Genomic DNA, 24,971 nt, shown 5'->3' with positions numbered 1-24,971 from the left:
TATCCCTACAATATACGACATGAGTGGGTTCTTAACCTGCAGAATTTTGTAGTATATTGAATTTAATACAGGATTTTGTAAAAATAATTATTGCATCAAGTGAAAAATTTCAATAAAATAAAACGCGTTGATATTCACAACGCGCTCTATTAACTCACCTATTTTGAAAGAATTAGTAGCCACCAACCACTTTAATTGGATCAATCCAAACTGATTTATGGGCAAACCTTACAAGTGTCCAGCTACATTCAGCTTGAACTCCTTCTTCAGCTGCTTTTGCAATTGTTTTTGTAGACATTTCAAGTGTTTCATCGTAGACTTTTGTAATGATTTCATCTAAATCTTCAGTGTACTTGTTCGTGAGTTCTTCCAATTCAGTTCTAGACTTATTCATTTTTTCTCTTAATTTCGCTACTTTCTTATCAATCTTCTTTTTGTCTTTGCCTTCAGGACTAGCAAGTTGCATTGTTAGTTCATTTAACTCCCCTTCAATAGATTCTATCTTTCCTTCTAGCTTACTAGTTTCCTCAGCCATTTTAGCATTGAGTTTTTCTAGTTTTTCTAACGCTTTTTCCCTTTTCTTTTCATCTTTTCCAGCTTCATTAACTTCTTTAAGAACCTTCACTTTTTCTTCTTTTAACTTGACGATTTCTTTACCTTCTTCAATTTCGCGAACATCTTGAAGGTATTCTGCTTGTAGTTCATCAGCATCTTCTACAGCTTTTTCAATCTTTTTGTTGATATCCAGATTCGTCTTTTCGATATCTTCAAGGACTTTTTGGTGATTAGGGCTATGAACATCTGCAAGAGCACCTGTGCCAAAACCGAAACATAATATGAGCGCAAATAGAGTTGATAATAATTTCTTCATAAGGATTCTCCTCCGTATAATAGTTTGTTTTAAAGTAAGGATTGACTAGTAAATTTGTAAGTATCCAGTAGTTTTCTCTTTCAGTTCTCACCCCTTATAGTTTGCTAGTATTTCATATTCGCTAATTTCTAAGTTGTAAGGAAAAAAAGAGACTACTCAATATGAATATTGAATAGCCCCAAGTGCTATTCGGTAATCCAGCCGCCTGATTCCAACAGGAATGTTAGGCCTGTGATTTTGCGTCCCTGCCTTCCAGCAAGTTTGCCTTTATCGTAGACTTTTTTAATTTTGGAATTTTTTAAACAGGTTACAATTTTATTATAAAACAGGGACTATTTTCCTGCAACTAAATATACTGTTGAAATTTGTTGGATATTACCGAAAAACAATGAAAGCGCTACATTAACTTATATTCCGACGTTTTTACGCGCCTAACATCCTATTGTAAAGAGAGATCTTGGGGTCTTTTGTCATGTATCGATTGAACGATAATTCGTATGACCTTTTTTGCATAAGGCATCAATCTCATAATTTATTTTAAATTATTTAATACGAGCAGGACTTCATTTCCAAATTACCACAACAAAACCATGACAAGTATCATGTATCTTTCCTGACGTTTATGTCTTACACCTAGACACCCCTTCCACTATTATTAGGATTAGAGTTATTCAACTAAGCCTAACCAAAGGGGTAACCATATGAATGAAAACAAACAAAAACAAAAAGAATTGAAAAAAAGTGTATCACCTTTCGCAAAGCCCGACACGGTCGCAGGGGTACGACAGTTATTGAACACCCTTCTTCCTTTCTTATTGCTATGGTTTCTTGCATACCAAAGCTTAAGCTTGTCTGCGTGGTTAGCTGTTCCACTAGCTATGATTGCTGGAGGATTTGTTGTTCGGATCTTTATTATTTTTCACGACTGCACGCACGGGTCATTTTTCAAAAGTCAGAAAGCCAATCGGATTGTTGGCACCATTACAGGAATTATTACGATGTTTCCATTTGAAAAGTGGAAACGCGAGCATAATATCCACCATGCAACGAGCGGTAACTTAGATAAGCGCGGTACCGGTGATATCTGGGTAATGACTGTGGAAGAATATGCAGCAGCTTCAATATGGGGCCGCCTTGCTTATCGCTTATACAGAAATCCAATTGTCATGTTTGGACTCGGTCCAATTTATCTGTTCCTTATTACTAATCGCTTTAATCGAAAAGATGCAAAACGGAAAGAACGCATGAGCACATATATTACGAACGCATCAATCATAGTAATATATTCTTTATTAATTCTTGCGATTGGTTGGGAAGCTTTCCTAATTATTCAACTTCCGATTCTTTATGTCGCAGGCTCACTCGGCATCTGGTTGTTCTATGTTCAGCACCAATTTGAAGATTCTTATTTCGAAGATGAAACAGAATGGGATTTTGTAAAAGCAGCTGTAGATGGTAGTTCATATTACAAACTTCCTAAAATTCTTCAATGGGTATCAGGAAGCATCGGCTATCACCATGTTCACCACCTAAGCCCAAGAGTACCGAATTACAATCTTGAAAAGGCACATGAATCAACGCCCCCATTGCATAAAGCAACAACCATTACGCTACTATCAAGTTTGGAGTCGATTCGTTTTCGACTTTACGATACGAAGAACAAAACGTTTGTTAGCTTTAAAGAAGTGAAGCCACTTTTGAAGAATCCATCAGCGCTAGCGATGATGACGAAAAGACCAAGTCTTCAGGAAAAATAACATAACCTGAAAAACCCATTCAGCTATGAATGGGTTTTTCAATGTCCAAGCTAGGTTTATACTAATACTATACAAGTGACAGCCTATATTTAATGGTATATCCTGTAATCACAGTCTTATATCAGAAAGGAGATGACCATGCAGAATTGGTATCATATTATCCCTAAGAACACGGGTATTAGTTCTTACGTTTGGATTATTTTTTGTCTACTTCCCTTCTTCTTTATATTCAGATCATCATCGATTATAGAAATTACAGTTGGCATCTTCGTCATTTTATTATTTTTCTTATCCTACCGACTATCGTTTATTTCAAATAGTAAACTCGTGTATCTATGGGTGAGTATCGAAATGGCCATCAGCATTGTTATGACAATTTTGTTTGGCTACGTTTACTTTTCTCTCTTCTTAGCCTTTTTCATAGGTAACATAGAGAACAAAGCAGGATTCCTTTCGTTATACATTGTTCACCTCACAACTACAATCGTAGCAACGGTCATTATTTTCTTCACTCATAATGACGCTCTATTTCCGCAACTTCCATTTGTATTCGTTTGTGTCCTGGGCGTAGCGCTATTACCTTTCACCATTCGCTATCGTAATAAACAGCACCGATTAGAAGAGCAGCTCGAAAACGCGAATGAGAAAATATCGCAATTAATGGTGATTGAAGAACGGGAACGAATTGCACGTGACTTACATGACACTCTCGGGCAAAAGCTATCTATGATTGGTTTAAAAAGTGATCTTGCTAGAAAACTAATTCCAGTAAAGCCTGAAGCCGCAATTAATGAGATTCATGACATTAGACAAACAGCTCGAACCGCTCTGAAAGAAGTAAGAGAAATGGTTTCAAATATGAGAGGAGCAAAGCTTGAAGACGAATTACTTCGTGTTCAGCAACTACTAAGTGCTGCAGAGATGGAATTCCATCTTGAAGGGAAACAAACTCTTGATAATACGCCATTACTAGTAGAAAACGTTCTTAGCATGTGCCTTAAAGAAGCAGTAACCAATATTGTGAAACATAGCAATGCCTCATGGTGTAGAGTTCTCATTAAACAGTCTCCAAACGAAGTATTCATTCAGGTTGAAGATAACGGAATAGGCGTACCTAAAGGGGCCAACTCATTCAAAGGAAATGGACTACAAGGCATGAGAGAACGTCTAGAATTCGTTAATGGCTCTCTAGAAATCCAATCAATCAATGGTACGGTATTAAACATTCGTGTACCTAATATCATCCAACAAAACAAACAGGAGGGATCGGTGTGATTCGCATTGTGCTTGCGGAGGATCAACGTATGCTGCTTGGGGCCCTTGGCTCCTTACTGGATCTTGAAGAAGGAATGGAGGTTGTCGGCCAGGCAACAAATGGAGAAGAAGCTTGTTCCCTTGTTAAAGAATTGAAGCCCGATGTCTGCATCATGGACATTGAAATGCCTTTAAAGAGCGGACTTGATGCTGCTGAAGAATTAAGCAACGAGTCATGTAAAATTATAATACTAACCACATTTGCTCGGGCTGGATACTTTGAGCGAGCACGTAAGGCAGGTGTTAGTGGCTACCTTCTTAAAGATAGTCCAAGTGATGAACTTGCCACCTCTATCCGTAAAATCATGGAAGGTCAGCGTATTTTTTCACCGGAGTTAGTTGATCTAGCTTTTGGCAATGAAAATCCATTAACTGAACGTGAGAAACAAGTTATTCAACTGATGGCTGATGGGAAAAACACGAAAGATATTTCGAGTGAGCTCTACATCACACCTGGTACTGTTCGAAATTATATTTCCGTCATACTTGATAAGTTAGAGGTTACGAACCGCATTGAAGCTATTTCGCGTTTTAAAGAAAAAGGTTGGTTCAAGTGACTATCAAATGAATAAGCTACGAAAAGGACTACTTTTTACCCATAATAGTCCTTTTTTAGTTCATTCGAAACCGACCTATCTTCTATATAACTAGTTCTTCACCTATTCACTACGTCATTCTCCTTCATATATTAAAGAAGATTCAATGAGAGGAGATGATTTCATGGGTTATGGTTACGGATGCGGAAACCAGGTTGGACCAGCTAACTGTGGTTACCCGGTTGGTGGCGCTCGTTACGGTAATGGGTTTGCATTGATCGTTGTTTTGTTTATCCTTCTTATCATTATTGGCGCTTCATTTGTTAAAGGAAACGATTGCTAATTTCGAAGATACGACAAACACCGGGAGCCTCCCGGTGTTTGTTTTTAGGTGCGTAGTTTAAAGAAGATACTTTTTCCTTCTATCATCTATACTACAATGCCAAAAATGCACTATAATAAGTAATTGCTTATACAGTAAAGGAGTGATTTTAATAGAACCGAACAAGGTATACAATCGCAAACACAAAAGATATTACACGGCATTATTTATTTTTCTACTATCGTGTACAATGTTTTTGCTCATCTATATTCAGCATTATGATTCCTTCTCCTCTGACAAAAGATTAGGATATATTCTTTCAGATTGGATAGGGAGTAATTTGATTGAGGTTATCCAATTAATTTCGGAGCTTGCTTCAAAACCAGCAATTATTCTGATTACCTTATTGTCCATGGTGGTATTATGGCTATGGAAGAAAGATTATGTAGGTATGATCACACTATTTGTATTCGTATTCGTTGGGAATTTAACTAACAAACTCTTAAAGAATTTAATACAAAGAGAAAGGCCTCTTATAGAAGGGCACATTGTCGAAGGATATAGCTTTCCAAGTGGTCATGTTATGGTTGGACTTATTATGTATGGCTTAATCGTATATTATATATTCCACTATACACACAATGCATTCATTAAAATAATAACACTATCACTAGCAATTCTATTAATGACTGTAATAGGATTCAGCCGCATCATTATGCTCGAACATTTCTTAACAGACGTGCTAGCAGGTTATTGCTTAGGTGGATTGATGCTCATGATGGGAATCATAGTTTACCGTTATTTGTTTAGGCGATTTCATAAATCAGTATAACTACAGAGTCTTATTCACAACCAAATAAACTCGTCGTTTCCTATAAATTCTGTATGGGGTTTACACCTAAAACCTCATATTTCTCTAAGCGAATAATCGCCCATCTTATGGTAAGGCTAATATGGAATACATACCGGGAGCGTGATTTTTTGACTAATCAAGATGGTAGACATATTACTCTTACTTCCACTGAATTGGGTGAGTTGTGGAAAAATTATATAGGTGAATCGTTGTTAAACTGTGTATACACACATTACCTTTCAAATGTAGATGATGATCGAATTAGAGCAACACTTGAAAAAGCAAGTAATATTACAAAACAGCACATGATGAAGTTAGAGGAACTATTCAATAAAGAAAGTTTTGCAATTCCAACTGGATTTGGGAAAAACGATATTAATGACCAGGCGCCCGCTGTTTTTACTGATAAATTTTATCTCTTTTACTTAAAGGAAACATCTAGAATTAATTTACTTCAGTTCTCTAATGCATTAACTGTTTCTTTCAGAGCCGATGTTAGAGAATACTTTTCTGAATGTGTTAATGACATGAGTGATTTGTTCCAAGAAACGATGAATGCAATGTTAGCAAAAGGTTTAATTATAAGAGCTCCATTTATACCAGTCCCTACCGAAGTAAAGTTCGTTGAATCGAAAGACTTTTTACATAAATTAATTGGCCAGCAAAGACCAATGGCTTCGACAGAAATAACAGGCATGTACGTGAACCTTGATTCAAATCAATTGGGAAAGTCACTTATGATGGCATTTAGTCAGGTAGTGCAATCTGAAGATATCAAAAAATATATGTTACGAGGAAGAGATATCTCACATAAGAATATCGTCATTCTTCAAGATCTTCTCACAAAGGATCACTTACCAGCTCCTCAGTTATGGGATCCTGAAGTACTTGAGTCTAAAGTTCCGCCTTTCTCTGAAAAACTTATGCTCTATCACGTGGCATTAGCTAATGCAGGGAGTCTGTTTAACTACGGGATAAGCCTAACATCAACATTCAGATATGATATCTCGGTTGATATTGCAAGGTTAGTCACGGAAATCGCTAAGTTCTCGAATGATGGTGTTAAGATGCTTATCGATCGAAAATGGTTAGAACAACCGCCAATGGCAGCTGATCGCGATGAATTAGCGAAGTAATCTTCTTTATTAATGGCTCTTTTCGTAAACATTGTTGCTATAAAGGTAGTGGTTGATTTCCGCTCAGGATGCTCGCTTTCCTCGGGACGGGCGCTGAGCCTCCTCGGCGCGCAAGAACATTACGCCTGTGGGGTCTCTATAGAAGAATCATTGAAAAGCAACAATCTTTTAGAAAAGAGCCTTATTAATAAAGCATCTGCATAAGAGCAGATGCTTTATTTATGTTTATCTTTTATCTGAAACTGCCTTACAAACCTGCATATACATACTCTCAACACCTTTTTCTGAAGCTTCAAACTGATACGCATCTTCCTCAATAATCCCAATATTCGCTGCCTCTTTAGTAGCGTCTATATTTGCTCCCATGAAAATAAACTCCCAGTTATAGGTATCTCTCTGATGCTTAATTAACTCTTTTACTTTTTCATGAGTGTATTCACTGCTCGCATTTTCCCTCCCATCCGTTGTAATGACTACAATAATTCTCTCTGGCTTTCGATGTTCAGGCGTTTCAGATAGCCTATTGCCTACAGTGACTACCGTACGACCAACGGCATCAAGAAGTGCCGTCATCCCTCTCACATAATAATCTTGATCTGTAAGCATGGCTTTAGTTGCATCAACACCATCCCACAGAACTTCATATTGATCATCAAATAGAACTGTTGTTAAAAGCGTTTCCCCTTCTTCTTCACACTGCTTTCTTACAAATCCATTAAACCCACCTATTGTATCCGACTCTAACCCTGCCATTGAGCCGCTTCGATCAAGTAAAAATACGACTTCTGTTAATCCTTTTTTCATAGTCTTCATCTCCTCCAATGTGTTGATGATATAATAGTAGCTAATTTAGTCCATCATCTGGTCGCCTACGAAGCGACATTTTGGAGGAGTCGTTTATGCTAAGTAATAAGACGTTACTAGAATTAAAAATATATATTAATAATTTCCTAGAGCCACCACTCATGAATAGTTATGAATCTGCTCCTCATTTTGATCAGGAACAAGTTGAACACACATTTGAAGATGAACTAACAACTTATATAACAACCCATTCAAAACCACCTTTTCGGTACGAACTTTTGCAGATGATTGATCACAGAGGATTCACTGATATCGAAATCTATAAAAAAGCAGGTATCGATCGTAAGCACTTTTCTAAAATACGGTCTAATCCTAGCTATCGAATTGGGAAAAAACCCGCCATTGCACTCGCCCTTGCCCTTCAGCTCGATCTAGAAGAAACCGATCAACTGTTGAGTTCGGCTGGTTTCTCTTTATCTGAAAGTGACCCGTTTGATTTAGTCATACAGTTTTGTATTGATAAGAAAATTTATGATTTGGATGATGTGAATGAGGCTTTGGAAAGTGTAGGGGTTAGGACGTTTCTGTAATTCGGAAAAGGCTTGGTGTGCTAAACAGGTACGTACAACTTATAACGCCAAAATAAAAGCCCCTTGTATCAAGGATACAAGGGGCCGTTTTCAATCAATTAGATCGAATTGATTTCATCTTTAATCGATTTTGTTCCTTTTACTACCTGGAATTCCTTACCAATCGTAGCGTCATTTTCTAGAGTAGCTAAGATTACACTTGCCACATCTTCTCTAGAAATTTCATTTCTTTCTACTTTAGATGCGGCATTCACTTTTCCAATACCCTCGTCATTTGTTAGTGCACCCGGGTGGATGATCGTGTAATCTAAATCGGTTGTCTTCAACCATTCATCTGCATAATGCTTTGCCGCTACGTAAGGTGCAAAAGATGACGGTGCTGATTGGATGGCTTCACGCGTTGTATCGAAGGAACTAACCATAACGAAGCGTTTCACCCCAGCCTCTTCTGCCGCCTTCATTGTTTTAACAGCACCATCTAAATCAACTAGCACGGTTTTGTCTGCCCCAGTGTTTGGTCCAGAACCTGCTGTAAAGACGATCGCATCTACTCCTTCAGCTGCTTTTGCTATAGCGTTAATGTCTTCTTCTAAATCAACTACAACGGTTTCAGCACCTAAATCATTAAAGTAGGAAGCTTGCTCCTCTTTTCGAATCATGACTTTCGCTTCTAATTCTTTATGATCTTGGATAAAAGAAACAAGATGCTTCCCAACTTGACCGTTTGCTCCAACAATTAGAACTTTCATTTCCTACACCCTTTCTAAGTAATTGAGATATACCGATGATCTGCAGCCAAATACCATCCACATTTTCTAAGTGGAATTAATAATGACTGCTACTCATTGGTACTATACCCATTATGGTGACACTACTGCTTCTTTAGTTCTTATTTATTTGAGCGTTTAAGAATGCTTTTGAAGTGTGAGAATGTGTCAAAGCTTGCTTTACCATGATAAGCTCCCATTCCACTATTTCCCACACCACCGAATGGAAGGTAGTGAGTGGTCATATGATTGATCGTATCGTTAATCGCGCCACCACCAAATGAAATGTTATTTAGAACGTCATCCTGTACCTTTTCATCATCAGAGAAAAGATAAAGAGCTAGTGGCTTTGGACGTTGAACGATTGCATCAACCGCTTCTGATGTTTCATCGTATACTAGCACAGGTAAGATCGGCCCAAAGATTTCATCTTGCATAACGGAATCTTCCCAAGAAATATTGTCTAAAATCGTAGGTTCAATCAATAAGTTCGATCTGTCTGATTGACCTCCAACTACTAAATCCCTGTCCTTTAAGAATTGATGTAAACGATCAAAATGTCTTTCACTCACCACATGTGGGAAATCAGGATTTTCTGAAATATTCTCTCCATATGTGTTTGTGATAGCATCATTAAGCTTAGAAATTAGTTGATCTTTTACACTACGGTGTGCAAGGACATAATCCGGTGCCACACACGTTTGACCAGCATTTGCAAATTTACCTCGCGCAATACGTGCTGCGGTTTCATCCAGATCAGCATCCTCATGTACAATCGCAGGACTCTTACCGCCTAGCTCTAAGGTTGTAGGCGTTAAATGCTTCGCTGCTGCTTCTGCAACAATTTTACCTACTCCAGTACTACCAGTGAAGAAGATGTAATCAAATTTCTCTTTTAATAGAGCTGTGCTTGTTTCAACTTCCCCTTCAACGACACACAAGAGTTCTTCAGGGAAATTCTCATTAATCATTTTAGCTAAAAGGCTAGAAGTGTGAGGTGTTAATTCAGAAGGTTTTAATACAACACTGTTACCAGCTGCAACTGCTCCTACTAGTGGAGCGACCGCAAGTTGAAAGGGATAGTTCCATGGTGCAATAACAAGTGTTGATCCATATGGTTCAGGGACAATAAAGCTTGTCGCACCTGCATGGGTTGATGGTGTTTCCACTTCTTTTGGAGTTGACCAAGTAGATAAATTCTCAATCATAAAATTAATTTCGCCTAATACAAGACCGATCTCTGCACGCTTTGTTTCGACTTCAGGTTTATTAAGATCAGCTTTAAGAGCGTCAATAATTTCTTGTTCATGTGACGTCATAAGCTCTTTCAATTTATTTAATGTATCAATACGAAATTGTACATCTTTCGTTTTCCCGCTAAGGAAAAATGACTTTTGTTTTGCTGTAAGTTCTTGATAGTTCTCCATCTTACATTCTCCTTATTTGTTTAATTCACTTAAAATATAGTAACGATGAAACAATACCTATGCTCCAGTAGGTTATAAGTGTGAGTTAACTGTAACTAAAATAAATATAGTTAAATGATAGGTTCCAAGATACTCCCCTAAACGAAGATGGTCAATCATTTTGCTTCGTAAACATTCAATCAATAGGAGTCACCGAATCTCATAGTTTCTTTTTCTATTTATGAATCCAACAATCTCTCAAGGTACTTTTTCCCTTTTACTCTAACATTTCAAACATATGCCCCATTTGTTGTAAAATCTAGTAGAATGATAAAAGAATATAGGAATAGAGAGGATTATTCACCATGACATACAAAATGATTGTATTAGATTTAGACGATACATTGCTCAATACCAAACAAATGATTTCTGTTCGAAATAAAGAAGCGTTAATGAAGGCACAAGAAGCAGGCTTGAAAGTTGTTTTAGCTTCTGGAAGACCTACATTTGGAATGATTCCATTTGCAGAGGAACTTTCACTTGCTGACTACGAGAGCTTCATTCTTTCCTTTAATGGCGGGAAGATCATCAACTGTCATTCGAATGAAGAATTCTTCAGTCAAACATTAACGATAGAAGCTGTTCAAAGACTATACGAGATTAGTCTTCACGAAGATGTGTATATTCACACATACATTGGAGATGAGATTATAACTGCAGAAGAGAATCCATACACGACGATTGAATCAGAACTAACAGGACTACCAATTAAGGTCGTCGATTCGTTTATGGATGGTGTAACAGCCCCCGTTGTTAAAGTCTTAATGGTTGGTGAACCAGAGCACCTTAAAAAAGTGGAAAAGAAGCTTCAAAAGGAGTTAGGAGAAGAATTCAGCGTAATGCGCTCCAAGCCTTACTTCCTTGAATTCACAGATAAAGGCATTACAAAAGCGACAAGCCTTGAGAAGCTTATTAATGAATGTGAAATTAAACGAGAAGAAGTTATTGCAGTTGGAGACAGCTACAATGATCAAGAAATGATTGAATTTGCTGGACTTGGCGTTGCGATGGGTAATGCTCCAGATGACATCAAAAAGATTTCTGATTACATTGCAGATACGAACGAGAATGATGGTGTTGCAAAAGTAGTTGAAAAGTTTCTATTAAAGGATCAGCTCATAACAAAATAATTTTGATAAAAGAGAGGCGGTGTTTAAACACCGCCTCTCTTTTCTGTTAATGGATGTGCTCTTATCTGTTTTTTGAAAGAGGTAAACTCGTAATGGAATCGAAAGTATTATAGTAGGTTGAATGAACCTGAAGCGTTTGCGCGTCTTCCTGTCGAGTTCTACCCATATTCATTATTAGTCTATCGTTTAGGCTCACCTCTAAAAGAGTATTGTTATTAAAGCAGTTTTAAAAGCAACACTAATCAAATTGGAGCGGGTATTAACTACTAATCTAATAACAAAAATACCTACGAGAAGAGCCTTTATTTAGAAGAGTTACATTTTATTAATTGTAACACCCCTATCCAACGAGGTTTCGAAATTATTTATTGAAAATTAGTGCATAACTCTTCCAAAATGATTATTAATTTATTATAATTATAATCTAATAGAGGTTATAATTAATTTTCTTACATTCGAAAGGAGATTTTAAATATGGATAAAAACGAAATGCACGATAGCCAAGCTGGAAAGTGCCCTGTCTCTCATGGAAAAACGAAAGAAGAGAGTGCTATCACCACTACTAAAGTTGGCACAACAAATAAAGACTGGTGGCCAAACCAGTTAAATTTGAATCTTCTTCAACAGCACGATAGAAAAAGCAATCCAATGGGTGAAGACTTTAACTACGCAGAAGAATTTAAAAAACTAGATTATTACGAATTAAAGCAGGATCTTCGTACACTAATGACAGATAGCCAGGACTGGTGGCCTGCTGATTACGGACACTATGGTCCACTCTTCATCCGTATGTCATGGCACGCGGCTGGTACATATCGTACTGGTGACGGACGCGGCGGCGGTGCAACTGGATCGCAACGCTTTGCTCCACTTAACAGCTGGCCAGATAACGCAAGTCTTGATAAAGCGCGTCGTCTCCTATGGCCAATTAAGCAAAAGCATGGGAATAAGATTTCTTGGGCTGACTTACTTGTTATCACTGGTAATGTCGCACTGGAATCAATGGGCTTAAAGACATTTGGTTTTGGCGGAGGACGCGAAGATGTTTGGCATCCAGAAGAAGATATCTACTGGGGTACTGAGAAAGAATGGCTAGGCGACAACCGTTACTCAGGCGACCGCGAGCTTGAAAGTCCGCTTGCTGCCGTTCAAATGGGACTTATCTATGTTAATCCAGAAGGACCAAATGGAGAACCAGATCCGCTAGGCAGTGCACGAGATATTCGTGAAACATTTGCTCGCATGGGAATGAACGATGAAGAAACGGTTGCCCTTATCGCTGGCGGTCACACGTTTGGGAAAGCACACGGCGCTGGAGATGCTGAAGCACATGTTGGTGCTGCACCAGAAGCCGCTGATATTGAAGAGCAAGGATTGGGCTGGAAAAATACGCACGGAAGCGGTAAAGGCCGTGACACGATTACAAGTGGTGTAGAAGGTGCTTGGACTTCCGAGCCAACTAAGTGGGATAACGGTTATTATGATTTGCTATTCGGTTATGAATGGGAACTAACAAAGAGTCCTGCAGGTGCTCACCAATGGAAGCCTGTTAATCCTAAAGAAGAAGATCTTGCACCAGATGCTGAAGATGTTTCCATCAAAGTAAATACGATGATGACAACAGCTGATATGGCTCTTCGTGAAGATGAAATCTACGAGAAAATTTCACGCCGTTTCCACGAGGACATCGAATATTTCGCTGATACATTTGCTCGTGCATGGTTTAAATTACTTCACCGTGACATGGGCCCGAAAGAAAGATACCTTGGACCTGAGGTGCCACAGGAAGAATTGATCTGGCAGGATCCAATCCCTAATGTAGACTATGAATTAACTGCTGCTGAAGTAGAAAACCTTAAAGCGAAAATCCTTAATTCTGGATTAAGCGTTAGCGAGCTCGTCAAAACGGCATGGGCTTCTGCGAGCACTTACCGTGGATCTGATCATCGCGGTGGTGCCAATGGTGGACGCATTCGCCTTGCGCCGCAGAAGAATTGGCAATCAAATGAGCCTGAGCAGCTTCAAAGAGTGCTTTCTGTTTATGAAAAGATTCAAAATGAACTTGATAAAACAGTTAGCCTAGCTGATTTGATTGTTCTTGGCGGTAGCGCAGCTGTAGAGAAAGCGGCCAAAGATGCTGGTGTTGAGATTACCGTTCCATTTGCACCTGGACGTGGTGATGCGACACAAGAGCAAACAGATGTAGAAAGCTTTGATGTATTAGAGCCAATGGCAGATGGATTCCGTAACTACCAGAAGAAGGAATACACGCTTAGCCCTGAGGAACTACTAGTAGACAAATCACAACTTCTTGGCCTTTCTGCACCTGAAATGACCGTTCTTGTTGGCGGCATGCGCGTGCTTGGGACAAACCATAACGGTACGAAGCATGGGGTGTTTACTAATCGTGTTGGTACACTTACGAATGACTTCTTTGTGAATCTACTCGACATGGGCATTGAATGGAAGCCTGCTGACTTCAATGAATACGAAGGACGTGACCGCAAAACTGGAGAACTTGTACGCACTGCATCACGCGTTGACCTTGTCTTCGGTTCAAACTCGATCCTCCGTTCTTATGCAGAAGTATATGCACAAGAGGACAACAAAGAGAAATTTGTCCGCGACTTTGTATCCGCATGGGTTAAGATCATGAACGCTGACCGTTTTGATCTTAAAACGAGTAAGGATAAGATGGCGTCTAACGCGTAATAATGAAAAAAGCACTTTACCATTCGCTTCAAGGGCGTCTGGTAAGGTGCTTTTTTATATAGCATTATATGATTTATTTCTTTTCTAGCCAGGTTACGCACTCTACATGCGTCGTATGCGGGAACATATCAACCGGCTGAACTTCCTTCGTTTCAAACCCACCGTCTTCTAAAATCCGTAGATCCCTTGCAAGTGTCGCAGGGTTACATGATACATAAACAACTTTCTCTGGCTTCATATCAATAATTGTTTGTAGTAGGGCTTCGTCACAGCCTTTACGCGGCGGGTCAACGACGATGACGTCTGGCTTGATGCCCTGCTTTTTCCACGCTGGGATGACGTTCTCTGCTTCACCAACGGCAAACTCAGCGTTCGTAATACCGTTAAGCTCTGCGTTTCGCTTCGCATCTTCAATCGCTTCAGGTACGATTTCAACGCCATATACCTGCTTTGCTTTTTGCGCAAGGAAAAGAGAAATCGTTCCGATGCCACAATAAGCGTCGATTACCGTTTCGTTACCTGTAAGTCCAGCATATTCAAGTGCCTGGTCATAAAGCACCTTCGTTTGATCTGGGTTTACTTGATAGAACGAGCGCGCTGAGATCGCGAATTTAATGTCGCCAATTGTGTCGTAAATATATGGAGATCCCCAAAGTACTCTTGTTTCATCACCAAAGATAACGTTTGTACGTTTTGGATTTATGTTCTGAACGATCGATTTCACTTTCGGAAGTTGCTCTGTGATGTCATTAATGATGTTTTTACGATTTGGTAAGTCTTTGTTCTTTGTGACAATAACAACCATAATATCGTCTGTTTGCTTTCCGTATTTCGCAACGACGTGTCTTAGCGTTCCACGATGGGAGCGCTCGTCGTATGCGCGGATGCCGTATTTTTCAGCGATCTCTTTTACAACGCGAAGAACTTCATCGTTTTCCTGCTCTTGAATGAGACACTGATCCATGTCAATAATCTGGTGACTACGCTGCTGATAGAAGCCTGCCACGATCTTGCCGTTTTGTTCTCCAACAGGAACTTGCGCTTTGTTGCGGTAGCGCCATGGGTCTTCCATACCAAGGACAGGGTGAACAGGTACATCGATCTTCGCAATACGCTCCATCACGTCTTGAACTTGCTTGTGCTTGAATTTCAGTTGGGTATCATACGTAATGTGCTGCGTTTGGCAGCCACCGCACTGATAGAAGATCGGACACGGAGGCGTGTTGCGGTCTTCACTCTCCACCTTTACATCTATAAGTTTGCCAAAACCAAAGCCTTTTTTCGTTTTAATTACTTTTACATCAGCTGTTTCGCCTGGTATACCATAGGGCACGAACAAGGTGTAGCCGTCTACTTTAGCGACACCAGCTCCGTCATGGGATATATCAACAAACTCCACTTCCACAACATCGTTCTTTTTAACAGGTACATCTTGAATACTCATTAGGTTTCCGTCCTTTTCCGTTCGATTTCATGTACAAAAATTGTACCACAGTGTGATTGGATCACGAAATGTAACAATTACGCTCCAAACCGGTGAAGTTTTTACCACTAAAATGAGGTGAAGATCGTTTTATTGGCCGAATCTCTAATGCTAAAATCTCTATAAATTGGCCAAATCCAAGATTTATTGACCAAATTTACATTATATTAGCCAAAGCAACCGGAATAGAAAAAACCAGAGATCAAAATCTCTGGCTTCTCTACGACCTTACTCATCAGATACAGCTCGCTTGTGAGCTGCTTCTTCTTCATTTGTATGCTTCTCGCTTGTTTCCTTAGGCACGATCATCGTGATGTGACGATACAAGTTTGTGAATTCGGCTGGGAGTGGCCCACCATATTCACCATCGAGATTGAGCTGCATTTTATCAACAGATTCTACTTTAATATGGCTTGCTTTCTTGTAGACAACGTTTGGATCATTAATATGATCACCACGTAGAGCACTACTTGCGATCCGAATGAACTCAGCAATATTCGTCTTCTTTAAAATCATAAGATCGAATAATCCATCATTCAATGAAGCATGAGGTGCTAGCTTCTCAAATCCACCAATTGAGTTCGAGTTTGAAACGAGGAAAAGCATGATCTCATCTTCAAAAAGCTTTCCATCATATTCAATGCGCGTCTTGGTTGGACGAATTGACGGAAGCATCTCAATCCCTTTCATATAGTAAGCAAGTTGGCCAAGCATTGTTTTAAGCTTGCTTGGTACTTCATACGTTAATTCGGTCAGACGTCCGCCACCAGCAATATTGATAAAGTAATGTTCATTTACTCGACCGATATCAATTGGCATTTCAAGTCCATTGCATAGGACATCCATCGCACCTTCAACTGTGCGTGGAACACCAATCGCTCGCGCGAAATCATTCGTTGTTCCAACTGGGATGATACCCATTTTAGGGCGATACGGTTGCTCAGCAATACCGTTAATCACTTCATAAATTGTTCCGTCTCCTCCAGCAGCAATTACTAGATCAAATCTCCGCTCAACTGCAATACGTGCCGCTTCTGTAGCATCCCCTTCACACGTTGTCGCATGAGCTGAAGTTTCGTAACCATTTACTTCAAGACGTTCAAGAATATAAGGCAGTGACCTCTTTACCTGTTCTCTTCCGGACGTTGGATTATAGATCAGTCTTGCACGTTTCATCCTTCATCATCCTATCTTCTCTATCTCGATTCTCTGCTTCTTATCATCTGTTATTAATTAGTTTTAAAGACATCATCATTAGTAAATTATATGATAGTCGCAAACAAAAAACGCCCACATTCTCGTGACCGTTTTCCACCGCGTGACCTTCTGTTATGATTATAGGCTTTTCCCCTAAAAAAAGCAAAATGAAAAAAAGAGCTTAGGTATATTTATGGATTGTGAACAAAACTTCACTCAAACACATTAAAAATCCCCCTCCATTCAGGAGGGGGCACTTCTTATCGCTTATCCATTTCTTCAACAATGAGTTTGTTAACCATCGGAGGATTAGCTTTTCCTTTGGTTGCTTTCATAACCTGACCTACTAGGAAGCCTAGGGCACGGTCTTTACCGTTCTTGTAGTCTTCGATCGACTGTTCGTTTTCGTCTAGAATACCTGAAACGATTGAGCGAAGCTCGCCTTCGTCAGAAATCTGTACAAGACCTTTGTCTTTAACGATCTGCTCAGGGTCGCCGCCTTTTTCGATAAGGTCTTTGAAAACTTTCTTCGCGATCTTAGAAGAAATTGTTCCCTTTTCAATAAGAGAAATCAATTTGCCTAGCCCTTCTGGAGTTAGGGCAACTTCATCAATTTCTTTATAATTCGCATTCAAGTAAGCAGACACTTCACCCATCAGCCAGTTCGATGTCTGTTTCGGATCAGCTCCTTGGCCAATCGCTACTTCGAAGAAATCAGACATTTTCTTAGACTGAGTGAGAACCATCGCATCGTATTCTGGAAGGTCATATTCCTTCACATAGCGCTCACGACGTGCGTCTGGAAGTTCAGGGATATCTTCGCGTACGCGGTCCATCCATTCTTTGTTAATCTCTAGACGAACAAGGTCCGGTTCTGGGAAGTAACGATAGTCGTCAGATCCTTCTTTCACACGCATAAGAATCGTTTTCTTGCCAGCTTCGTCGTAACGACGTGTTTCCTGACCGATTACGTTTCCTGTAAGGAGCTCTTTTTCCTGACGTACTTCTTCGAATTGAAGACCTTTTTGCACATTCGCAAATGAGTTCAAGTTCTTCAGTTCTGTTTTCGTACCGAACTCTTCTTGACCATATGGACGAAGAGAAAGGTTCGCATCACAGCGAAGTGATCCTTCTTCCATTTTACAATCTGATACTTCTGTATATTGAAGGATAGCTTTTAGCTTCTCAAGATAAGCATAAGCTTCTTCTGGTGTACGAATATCCGGCTCAGATACGATCTCAACTAGAGGTGTACCCTGACGGTTGAAGTCGACAAGTGAGTGGTTCTCTCCATCAACGTGTGTTAGCTTACCAGCGTCCTCCTCAAGATGAAGACGAGTAATACCAATTCGCTTTGTTTTACCGTCTACTTCAATATCAATCCAACCGTTCTCCCCAATCGGCTTATCATACTGGGAAATCTGATATGCCTTCGGGTTATCAGGGTAGAAATAATTTTTGCGGTCAAATTTCGTATTTTCAGCAATTTCACAGTTCAAAGCCATTGCTGCGCGCATTGCAAAATCAACAGCCTGTTCGTTCATCACTGGAAGGACACCAGGGTGACCGAGACAGATCGGGCACACGTTCGTGTTAGGTGGTGCACCAAAATCAGTTGAACAATTACAGAAAATCTTCGTGTTTGTCTTTAGTTCTGAGTGAACTTCCAGACCAATAATAGTTTCAAAATTCATTTTCAGTAGTCACCCCTTACAGCTCTGGCTTAGCCTTATGATGATCTGTAGCTTGCTCAAACGCATGAGCAACGCGGTATACAGTTCTCTCATCAAAGTGCTTTCCGATTATTTGAAGTCCGACAGGTAGGCCATTCGATAATCCACATGGAACCGAAATCGCAGGTACGCCTGCAAGGTTAACTGGGATTGTTAGGATGTCATTTGCATACATCGTAAGCGGGTTATCGATCTTCTCGCCTACTTTAAATGCTGGTGTTGGCGTAGTTGGTCCGATAATCACATCGTAGTCTTCAAACACTTTTTCAAAATCGTTCTTGATTAGCGTCCGTACTTTCTGTGCTTTCTTATAATAAGCGTCATAGTAACCTGAGCTAAGCGCAAACGTTCCTAGCATGATGCGTCGCTTTACTTCGTCACCAAAGCCTTCACTTCTTGTTTTCTTATAAAGATCAAGAAGGTTCTCTGCTTCAGCACGTACGCCGTAACGTACTCCATCAAAGCGAGCAAGGTTAGCAGATGCTTCAGAAGAAGAAAGAAGGTAGTAAGTAGCTACAGCGTATTTCGAATGAGGAAGAGATACTTCTTCCCAAGATGCGCCAAGCTCTTCAAGCTTTTTAAGTGCCTGAAGGACGTTGTTCTTCACATCTTCGTCTACACCTTCAGCAAGATATTCTTTCGGCACAGCAATGCGAAGACCTTTCACATCACCAGTTAGGCTTGAAAGGTAATCTGGTACATCAACATTGGCAGACGTAGAATCCATCTTGTCATGACCAGCAATTGATTGAAGAAGATATGCGTTGTCTTCTACTGTGTTCGTAATTGGTCCAATCTGATCAAGAGAAGATGCGAAAGCAATTAGTCCAAAACGAGAAACAAGTCCGTAAGTTGGTTTTAATCCAACAACGCCACAAAATGCAGCCGGTTGACGGATTGAACCACCAGTATCAGAACCTAATGAGAAGAATACTTCTCCAGCAGCAACAGACGCAGCAGAGCCACCGCTAGATCCACCTGGTACATAGTCTGTATTCCATGGATTACGCGTGCCATAGAAGCCAGAGTTTTCATTTGAAGAACCCATTGCGAACTCATCCATATTAAGTTTACCAACTGTGATCGTTTCCGCTGCGTTTAAGCGCTCAACCACTGTTGCGTTATGTAATGGTTCAAAATTTCCAAGAAGCTGACTTGATGCTGTCGTGCGAAGACCCTTTGTTACGATGTTATCCTTTACACCGACTGGAAGACCAAAGAGAAGTCCTCTCGCTTCTTCTGTTCCGAGCTTTCCATCAAGTGCTTTTGCAGCTTGCATAGCTCCTTCTTCATTTAACGTCATGAACGCTTTTACCTTTTCATCAACCGTGTTGATGCGATCAAACGATGATTGAACGATTTCGCTGACGGATAATTCTTTTTTATGAAGCAAGCTGTGAAGCTCACTAATACTTTTATCAAACAAGGACGTTGCCTCCTTTACTCAAATATTGATGGGACTTTAACCTGACCGTTTGCATGGTCCGGCGCATTCTTCAATGCTTCTTCACGAGAAAGCCATGGTTGAGCCTTGTCTTCACGAAGAACATTCTTTAAATCAAGAACGTGGGTTGTTGGTTCTACGTTCTCTGTATCTAATTCATTCAACTGTTCTGCCATTGAAATAATGTCATCAAGCTGAGTTGTGAACTTTTCTACTTCTGCCTCATCCATTTCTAATCTAGCCAGGTTCGCTACGTGCTTCACCTGTTCTTTGGTAATTCTGGACATCTCTTTCACCTCCACAAAATTCGAACAACCTGCAATATATAGATGATACCAAAAAGAGACTTCATTAAGCAACAGAACGCCGTCTGTTCCATTTTTAAACAAATGTTTATTTAATGGTCATTAATCAAACGTTTGTTTAGCTTTTTTCCAATATTGTAAAAAAGGCTCACCCTCTTATGGGTGAGCCTTTCACTTATCAACTTAGAATTTAGAAACTTTAGCTTCTTCAAATTCTGCTTCAATCTCTTCACCTGGAGCCTTACCTACAAAGCTGAATGCCATTACAGCAATCCAAGCTAGGATAAAGCCTGGGATTAGTTCATAAAGATCAAATAGTCCGCCGGACAATTGAGCCCATAGGATTACGACAACCGCACCTGTGATGATACCACCGATTGCACCATTACGAGTCATTCGTTTCCAGAATAGACTCAGTATGATAACTGGACCAAATGCGGCACCAAATCCTGCCCAGGCATAACTTACCAGGTTAAGAACACTGCTATCAGGGTTATATGCAAGTAGGATAGCAAGCAACGCAATAGCTAGTACTGCAATACGGCCAACCCATACAAGCTCAGTCTGGCTAGCGTTCTTACGAAGGATTGCTTTATAGAAATCTTCCGCTACAGCACTTGATGATACAAGTAGCTGAGAGTCAATTGTACTCATAATTGCAGATAGGATCGCAGCAAGTAAGAAGCCGGATACCCATGGGTTAAAGAGTACTTGCGTAAATTCGATGAAGACTGTTTCGGAGTTCTCAAGTCCTGCATTAAAGTAAGCAATACCGATAAAACCAGTAAAGATTGCACCAAACAGGGAAAGAACCATCCATGACATACCAACAAGGCGTGCTTTAGGAATCTCTTTTGAAGATTTAACAGCCATAAAACGTGTGATGATATGAGGCTGACCAAAGTAACCTAGTCCCCAACCAAGTAGGGAAAGAATACCCATAAAGCTCATACCAGTAAAGATATCAAGATAAGTAGTATCTGTAGCACCTACTTGATTAACTGTTTCGCTCCAGCCGCCCATTTCGTTTAGAGCAACAATAGGCACGATAACAAGAGCAAGGAACATAAGTATTCCCTGGAAGAAGTCTGTCCAGCTTACTGCTAAGAAACCACCGAGGAACGTGTAAGAAATAATTACAATTGCACCGATCCACAATGCGCTTTCATAGCTCATACCGAACGAGCTTTCAAACAGGATTGCGCCCCCAACAAGACCTGAAGACGTATAGAACGTAAAGAATACAAGAATGACAATCGCTGAGATAACACGAAGAGCTTTCGAGCTATCACGGAAACGGTTTTCAAGATAATCCGGTACCGTAATCGAGTCATTCGCCACTTCGGTGTAACGGCGTAGACGCGAAGCGACAAACTGCCAGTTCAGGTATGCTCCGATTGCGAGCCCAATCCCAATCCAAATTTGACTCATTCCGCCTGCGTACATTGCACCAGGCAGTCCTAGTAAGAGCCAACTACTCATATCTGATGCGCCAGCACTTAGTGCAGCAACAGATCCACCTAATCTTCTTCCTCCAAGAACGTAATCGGACAGGTTACTTGTCATTTTGTATGCAACTAATCCGATTGCAAGCATACCGACAAGATAAACAATAAACGTGACTAGCGTAGGCGTCTCAATACTCATTTAGCACTATTCTCTCCTTTCAGTAAAAAAAGTTATTATTGATAATACGACTAATAAAGGCATTGGTATAAGAAGCCAGAACCATGTTGCTGTAGTTAAGGTATATTCCACGCTTTCACCCCCTCCAAAGTCATTATTCACAGGTATGCATTTTTCCTGTGGGTACAAATTATTGATATAGACCATTAGTCCTTTACAAACCAATCATTACTATATCACAAAATATTTTTCTGAACAATCAAAACATTATAAGATAAACTTTATAGTGAATAAATATTCACCATTGTTAACTATTTCCTCCGTTTGGCAACTTTAATGTCATAAGTATTCAACATAACTTATTTAAATAAATTGACGATTATGTGAAACAGCGACACACTCTAGTAACATTTACCCACCATTTTGTAATGTTAATCGTCAAATTGAAATATTTTTTATAGATTGCGTCTTTTTATCATGTTTCATACTCACCTTCTAATAAAATTTCTTAACTGAGTCGGTTTAATCCTTACTATAAAACCAGTGTTAACTGACTCAATTTCTATCGTATATATAAATCGTAGTCATTACTGTTTGCAAACAGTAATGACTACGATATAATAATTAACACTATGCAAAACGAAGGGAAAATCATTATGATAAGAACATCTTTTAAAGTAGTTACGCTTCTATCCATCACTACTTTATTACTCATGGCGTGTTCGCCCAAAGATCCTAATTTTAAAAGTGATGGCATAATCGATATCTATACAACCATATATCCTCTTAAATATTTTGCTGAACGCATTGGTGGTAATGATGTAAATGCAGAGTCAATTATCCCACCAGGTAGCGATGCACATAGTTTTGAACCAACAACAAAAACAATGACCAAGCTCGCAGAGTCAGACATTTTCATCTATAACGGTGCTGGTATGGAAGGTTTTGCGGAAGCCGTTAAAGAAACACTTCAGAACGAAGATGTAACTGTTTTAGAAGCTGCAGATGGAATTCATATGGATGAAACTGAAGAAGAACACGAAGCTCATGCTGATGAACAAAGCCATGATGGTCATGATCACGGTGATATTAATCCCCATATATGGATTGATCCTATTCTTTCTATTCAGCTTGCAGAGAACATTAAAGACACGCTAGTTGATCTAGCTCCTGAAAAAAAAGAGATGTTTGAAAAAAACTTTAAAGCATTAAAAAACGATCTCCTTGCTCTTGATGAATCTTTTAAAGATATGGTTTCTAATGCACCTAAGAACGAATTCCTTATTTCTCATGATGCATATAGTTATTGGGAGAGTCGTTATGGACTTAAGCAACTAAGTGTTTCTGGACTATCTCCATCTCAAGAACCAACACAAAAGCAATTAGAGGACATTATTGATACGGCTGAGAGTCATAGTATCTCTTATATGCTTTTTGAGCAGAACGCTACACCTAAGCCTGCGAAAGCCGTTCAACAAGAGCTTGGTCTTAAAACGCTACGTATTCATAATTTATCCGTTCTAAGTGAAAAAGACATTAAGAACAATGAAACTTATCTAACCCTTATGGAAAAGAATATTCACACGATGAAAAAAGCATTATCTAACTAATCACACATACAGAAAGGCCCACTCTGAAGTAAAAATAGAGTGGGCCTTTCTTATTCTTTATTGATAAATATGAACAAACGGTTCTTCTTCATTAGGATCTTTTACTATCATACTTTCAGGTTCATCGTTATTTGTTATATAAATAGAAACCGGTAAATCCTGAGGAAAAGTATCATTTCTTTTTTTGACTAGTCCATTTACAAACTGTGTAAATGAAATCACTTCAGCTTTACTATAGAACTGGATTGGAATTTCAACCTTCATTTGGCTTAGCTTATCCTGTTTATAGAAACCTGTACCAATCACGCCTACAAAATTTGGGAAGAAGTCCTGAATTTCACGTGTAAAATCAGCGAATTTCTCTGACTCTGCTGGATATTCAGTCTCCGCCTTTGATGACGGAAACGCCACATATTGCTCGTTCAAGTCCTTCCAAGAACCTGGACTAGATTTTCCTTCTTCTACATATGCGCTAGCAACAAAGTTACCTGGAACGACCGATTGTCTTGGTTGCTCCATAAATAGCGAGAACATAATTGGAACATCATGCTCAGCCCGAATCTTCTTAATAATTGGGGTAATTGACTCTTTAGCCTTCGCAATAACTTCTTTCTTATCTAACTTCACGGACCCTGTATATTTCAGACCCTTTTCATCTAGAACGGAATAAGGGTATTCAGAATAGAGCGAAAGGGCAATTGAAATACCACCAAGCTGTAGTTCTTCATCTTTATTTTGAACATAGTAATCCTGTTCATGAATATAAGATAAGAATTTGGGGTTTTTCTTTTCAGCTGCAATGACCTGTTCATAATTAGCCTGATCATCTTTTACACCAAGAACAGGATTAAGACCTTCGTTTACTTTTTTCTTTTTATCCTTTTCCGCTTCTTTCTTTGAAACACCGTTATCTCGGTATAACCAACTATGAATCTGGTCAGAATCAAACAATTGTCCTTCTTTAAAGAAATATTTATCTGGGTCATAGTGCTCCTGCGAAAGTCTAATTAGCCCCATCTCAAGGGAATCAACGTCGAGACGGTTGTCTACACCAGCTGTTACTAGTCCTCGAACCTTAGACGTATCAAGAGAATTCTTTTCCCCATCCTTCTCAAGCACCGAACGATAATATCTTTCCGATGTTTTAATATCATCACTTACAATCATTTCTTCACTTTCACCTTCGGAATTAGGTGCCTTCACTGTTTCATCCTGCTCGTTCTTCATAAAACTAGGAACACAACCGGATAATACGAGCGAAAAGGCCATAAGGCTAACGATGAACGTTTGCTTATTTCGCATTACTTCTCTCTCC

General features: G+C 39.5%; 21 protein-coding genes and 1 riboswitch. Of the genes, 10 read left to right on the top strand and 11 right to left on the bottom strand.

The annotated features are described in order from the left end of the window. Positions 1-172: 172 nt before the first annotated feature. Entirely contained in the window at positions 173-871 is a 699-nt protein-coding gene (locus tag FBF83_RS16985) for a hypothetical protein (RefSeq protein ID WP_136948348.1), read from the bottom strand. 188 nt (positions 872-1,059) lie between these two features. Further along, positions 1,060-1,147, bottom strand: a riboswitch (cyclic di-GMP riboswitch). 425 nt (positions 1,148-1,572) lie between these two features. Here FBF83_RS16985 and FBF83_RS16980 point away from each other — a divergent pair. From FBF83_RS16980 to FBF83_RS16955, 6 genes are all read left to right on the top strand, one after another. Then, positions 1,573-2,628 (top strand): fatty acid desaturase, encoded by a 1,056-nt coding sequence (locus FBF83_RS16980; RefSeq protein WP_136948347.1) that lies wholly within the window; start codon positions 1,573-1,575, stop codon positions 2,626-2,628. Positions 2,629-2,766: 138 nt separating this feature from the next. Next, positions 2,767-3,903 carry a sensor histidine kinase gene (locus tag FBF83_RS16975; RefSeq protein ID WP_136948346.1) on the top strand — a complete coding sequence of 379 codons (1,137 nt, stop codon included), beginning with the start codon at positions 2,767-2,769 and terminating at the stop codon, positions 3,901-3,903. Then, complete coding sequence (locus FBF83_RS16970) at positions 3,900-4,499, top strand: response regulator transcription factor (RefSeq protein ID WP_136948345.1); 600 nt, start codon at positions 3,900-3,902, stop codon at positions 4,497-4,499. Before FBF83_RS16975 ends, FBF83_RS16970 begins: the two co-directional genes overlap by 4 nt. 163 nt (positions 4,500-4,662) lie before the next feature. Then, positions 4,663-4,821 (top strand): YjcZ family sporulation protein, encoded by a 159-nt coding sequence (locus FBF83_RS16965; RefSeq protein ID WP_136948344.1) that lies wholly within the window; start codon positions 4,663-4,665, stop codon positions 4,819-4,821. Positions 4,822-5,140: 319 nt separating this feature from the next. Next, positions 5,141-5,632, top strand: coding sequence for a phosphatase PAP2 family protein (locus FBF83_RS16960; protein ID WP_169525593.1), 492 nt, complete (start codon positions 5,141-5,143; stop codon positions 5,630-5,632). A 149-nt stretch (positions 5,633-5,781) separates the two neighbouring features. Then, complete coding sequence (locus FBF83_RS16955) at positions 5,782-6,789, top strand: DUF3231 family protein (protein WP_169525591.1); 1,008 nt, start codon at positions 5,782-5,784, stop codon at positions 6,787-6,789. Positions 6,790-7,014: 225 nt separating this feature from the next. On the opposite strand, the gene FBF83_RS16950 is transcribed toward FBF83_RS16955, so the two are convergent. Then, entirely contained in the window at positions 7,015-7,593 is a 579-nt protein-coding gene (locus FBF83_RS16950) for a vWA domain-containing protein (RefSeq protein ID WP_136948341.1), read from the bottom strand. 95 nt (positions 7,594-7,688) lie between these two features. Between FBF83_RS16950 and FBF83_RS16945 the strand changes: the two genes are divergently transcribed. Beyond that, the gene (locus tag FBF83_RS16945; RefSeq protein WP_136948340.1) at positions 7,689-8,183 is read left to right on the top strand and encodes a hypothetical protein; all 495 of its coding nucleotides are present in this window, start codon (positions 7,689-7,691) and stop codon (positions 8,181-8,183) included. A 98-nt stretch (positions 8,184-8,281) separates the two neighbouring features. Here FBF83_RS16945 and FBF83_RS16940 read toward each other — a convergent pair whose 3' ends face one another. Both FBF83_RS16940 and FBF83_RS16935 read right to left on the bottom strand, forming a co-directional pair. Beyond that, on the bottom strand, positions 8,282-8,932 hold the full coding sequence (locus FBF83_RS16940; RefSeq protein WP_136948339.1) for an SDR family oxidoreductase: 651 nt from the start codon (positions 8,930-8,932) through the stop codon (positions 8,282-8,284). A gap of 140 nt (positions 8,933-9,072) precedes the next feature. Beyond that, positions 9,073-10,377, bottom strand: coding sequence for an aldehyde dehydrogenase (locus FBF83_RS16935; protein WP_136948338.1), 1,305 nt, complete (start codon positions 10,375-10,377; stop codon positions 9,073-9,075). 344 nt (positions 10,378-10,721) lie between these two features. On the opposite strand from FBF83_RS16935, the gene FBF83_RS16930 reads away from it, so the two are divergent. Further along, positions 10,722-11,546 (top strand): Cof-type HAD-IIB family hydrolase, encoded by an 825-nt coding sequence (locus tag FBF83_RS16930; RefSeq protein WP_136948337.1) that lies wholly within the window; start codon positions 10,722-10,724, stop codon positions 11,544-11,546. A gap of 474 nt (positions 11,547-12,020) precedes the next feature. Further along, a complete protein-coding gene (gene katG, locus FBF83_RS16925; RefSeq protein WP_136948336.1) occupies positions 12,021-14,258 on the top strand; it encodes a catalase/peroxidase HPI in 2,238 nt (745 codons plus the stop codon). 73 nt (positions 14,259-14,331) lie between these two features. Here katG and rlmD read toward each other — a convergent pair whose 3' ends face one another. The 6 genes from rlmD to putP form a co-directional block, all read right to left on the bottom strand. Beyond that, the gene (gene rlmD / locus FBF83_RS16920) at positions 14,332-15,702 is read right to left on the bottom strand and encodes a 23S rRNA (uracil(1939)-C(5))-methyltransferase RlmD (RefSeq protein WP_136948335.1); all 1,371 of its coding nucleotides are present in this window, start codon (positions 15,700-15,702) and stop codon (positions 14,332-14,334) included. Positions 15,703-15,969: 267 nt separating this feature from the next. After that, entirely contained in the window at positions 15,970-16,917 is a 948-nt protein-coding gene (locus tag FBF83_RS16915) for a diacylglycerol kinase (RefSeq protein ID WP_136948334.1), read from the bottom strand. A gap of 281 nt (positions 16,918-17,198) precedes the next feature. Beyond that, positions 17,199-18,632: an Asp-tRNA(Asn)/Glu-tRNA(Gln) amidotransferase subunit GatB gene (gene gatB / locus FBF83_RS16910; RefSeq protein WP_136948333.1), complete on the bottom strand. Its 1,434-nt coding sequence runs from the start codon at positions 18,630-18,632 to the stop codon at positions 17,199-17,201. Between the two features lie 16 nt (positions 18,633-18,648). Next, on the bottom strand, positions 18,649-20,097 hold the full coding sequence (gene gatA, locus FBF83_RS16905; protein WP_136948332.1) for an Asp-tRNA(Asn)/Glu-tRNA(Gln) amidotransferase subunit GatA: 1,449 nt from the start codon (positions 20,095-20,097) through the stop codon (positions 18,649-18,651). A gap of 14 nt (positions 20,098-20,111) precedes the next feature. After that, on the bottom strand, positions 20,112-20,402 hold the full coding sequence (gene gatC, locus FBF83_RS16900; protein ID WP_136948331.1) for an Asp-tRNA(Asn)/Glu-tRNA(Gln) amidotransferase subunit GatC: 291 nt from the start codon (positions 20,400-20,402) through the stop codon (positions 20,112-20,114). A 201-nt stretch (positions 20,403-20,603) separates the two neighbouring features. Then, positions 20,604-22,067: a sodium/proline symporter PutP gene (gene putP / locus FBF83_RS16895; protein ID WP_136948330.1), complete on the bottom strand. Its 1,464-nt coding sequence runs from the start codon at positions 22,065-22,067 to the stop codon at positions 20,604-20,606. 635 nt (positions 22,068-22,702) lie between these two features. Between putP and FBF83_RS16890 the strand changes: the two genes are divergently transcribed. Continuing rightward, a complete protein-coding gene (locus tag FBF83_RS16890; RefSeq protein ID WP_136948329.1) occupies positions 22,703-23,656 on the top strand; it encodes a metal ABC transporter solute-binding protein, Zn/Mn family in 954 nt (317 codons plus the stop codon). 57 nt (positions 23,657-23,713) lie between these two features. Here the strand turns inward: FBF83_RS16890 and FBF83_RS16885 are convergent, their stop codons facing one another. Then, positions 23,714-24,958 carry a CamS family sex pheromone protein gene (locus FBF83_RS16885; RefSeq protein WP_136948328.1) on the bottom strand — a complete coding sequence of 415 codons (1,245 nt, stop codon included), beginning with the start codon at positions 24,956-24,958 and terminating at the stop codon, positions 23,714-23,716. Positions 24,959-24,971 lie beyond the last annotated feature (13 nt).

This window comes from Guptibacillus hwajinpoensis, from assembly GCF_005144865.1.
Taxonomy (GTDB): domain Bacteria; phylum Bacillota; class Bacilli; order Bacillales; family Guptibacillaceae; genus Guptibacillus; species Guptibacillus hwajinpoensis_A.
Note: the sequence above shows the minus strand (reverse complement) of the source record. Positions and strands in the feature narration are given on the sequence as shown.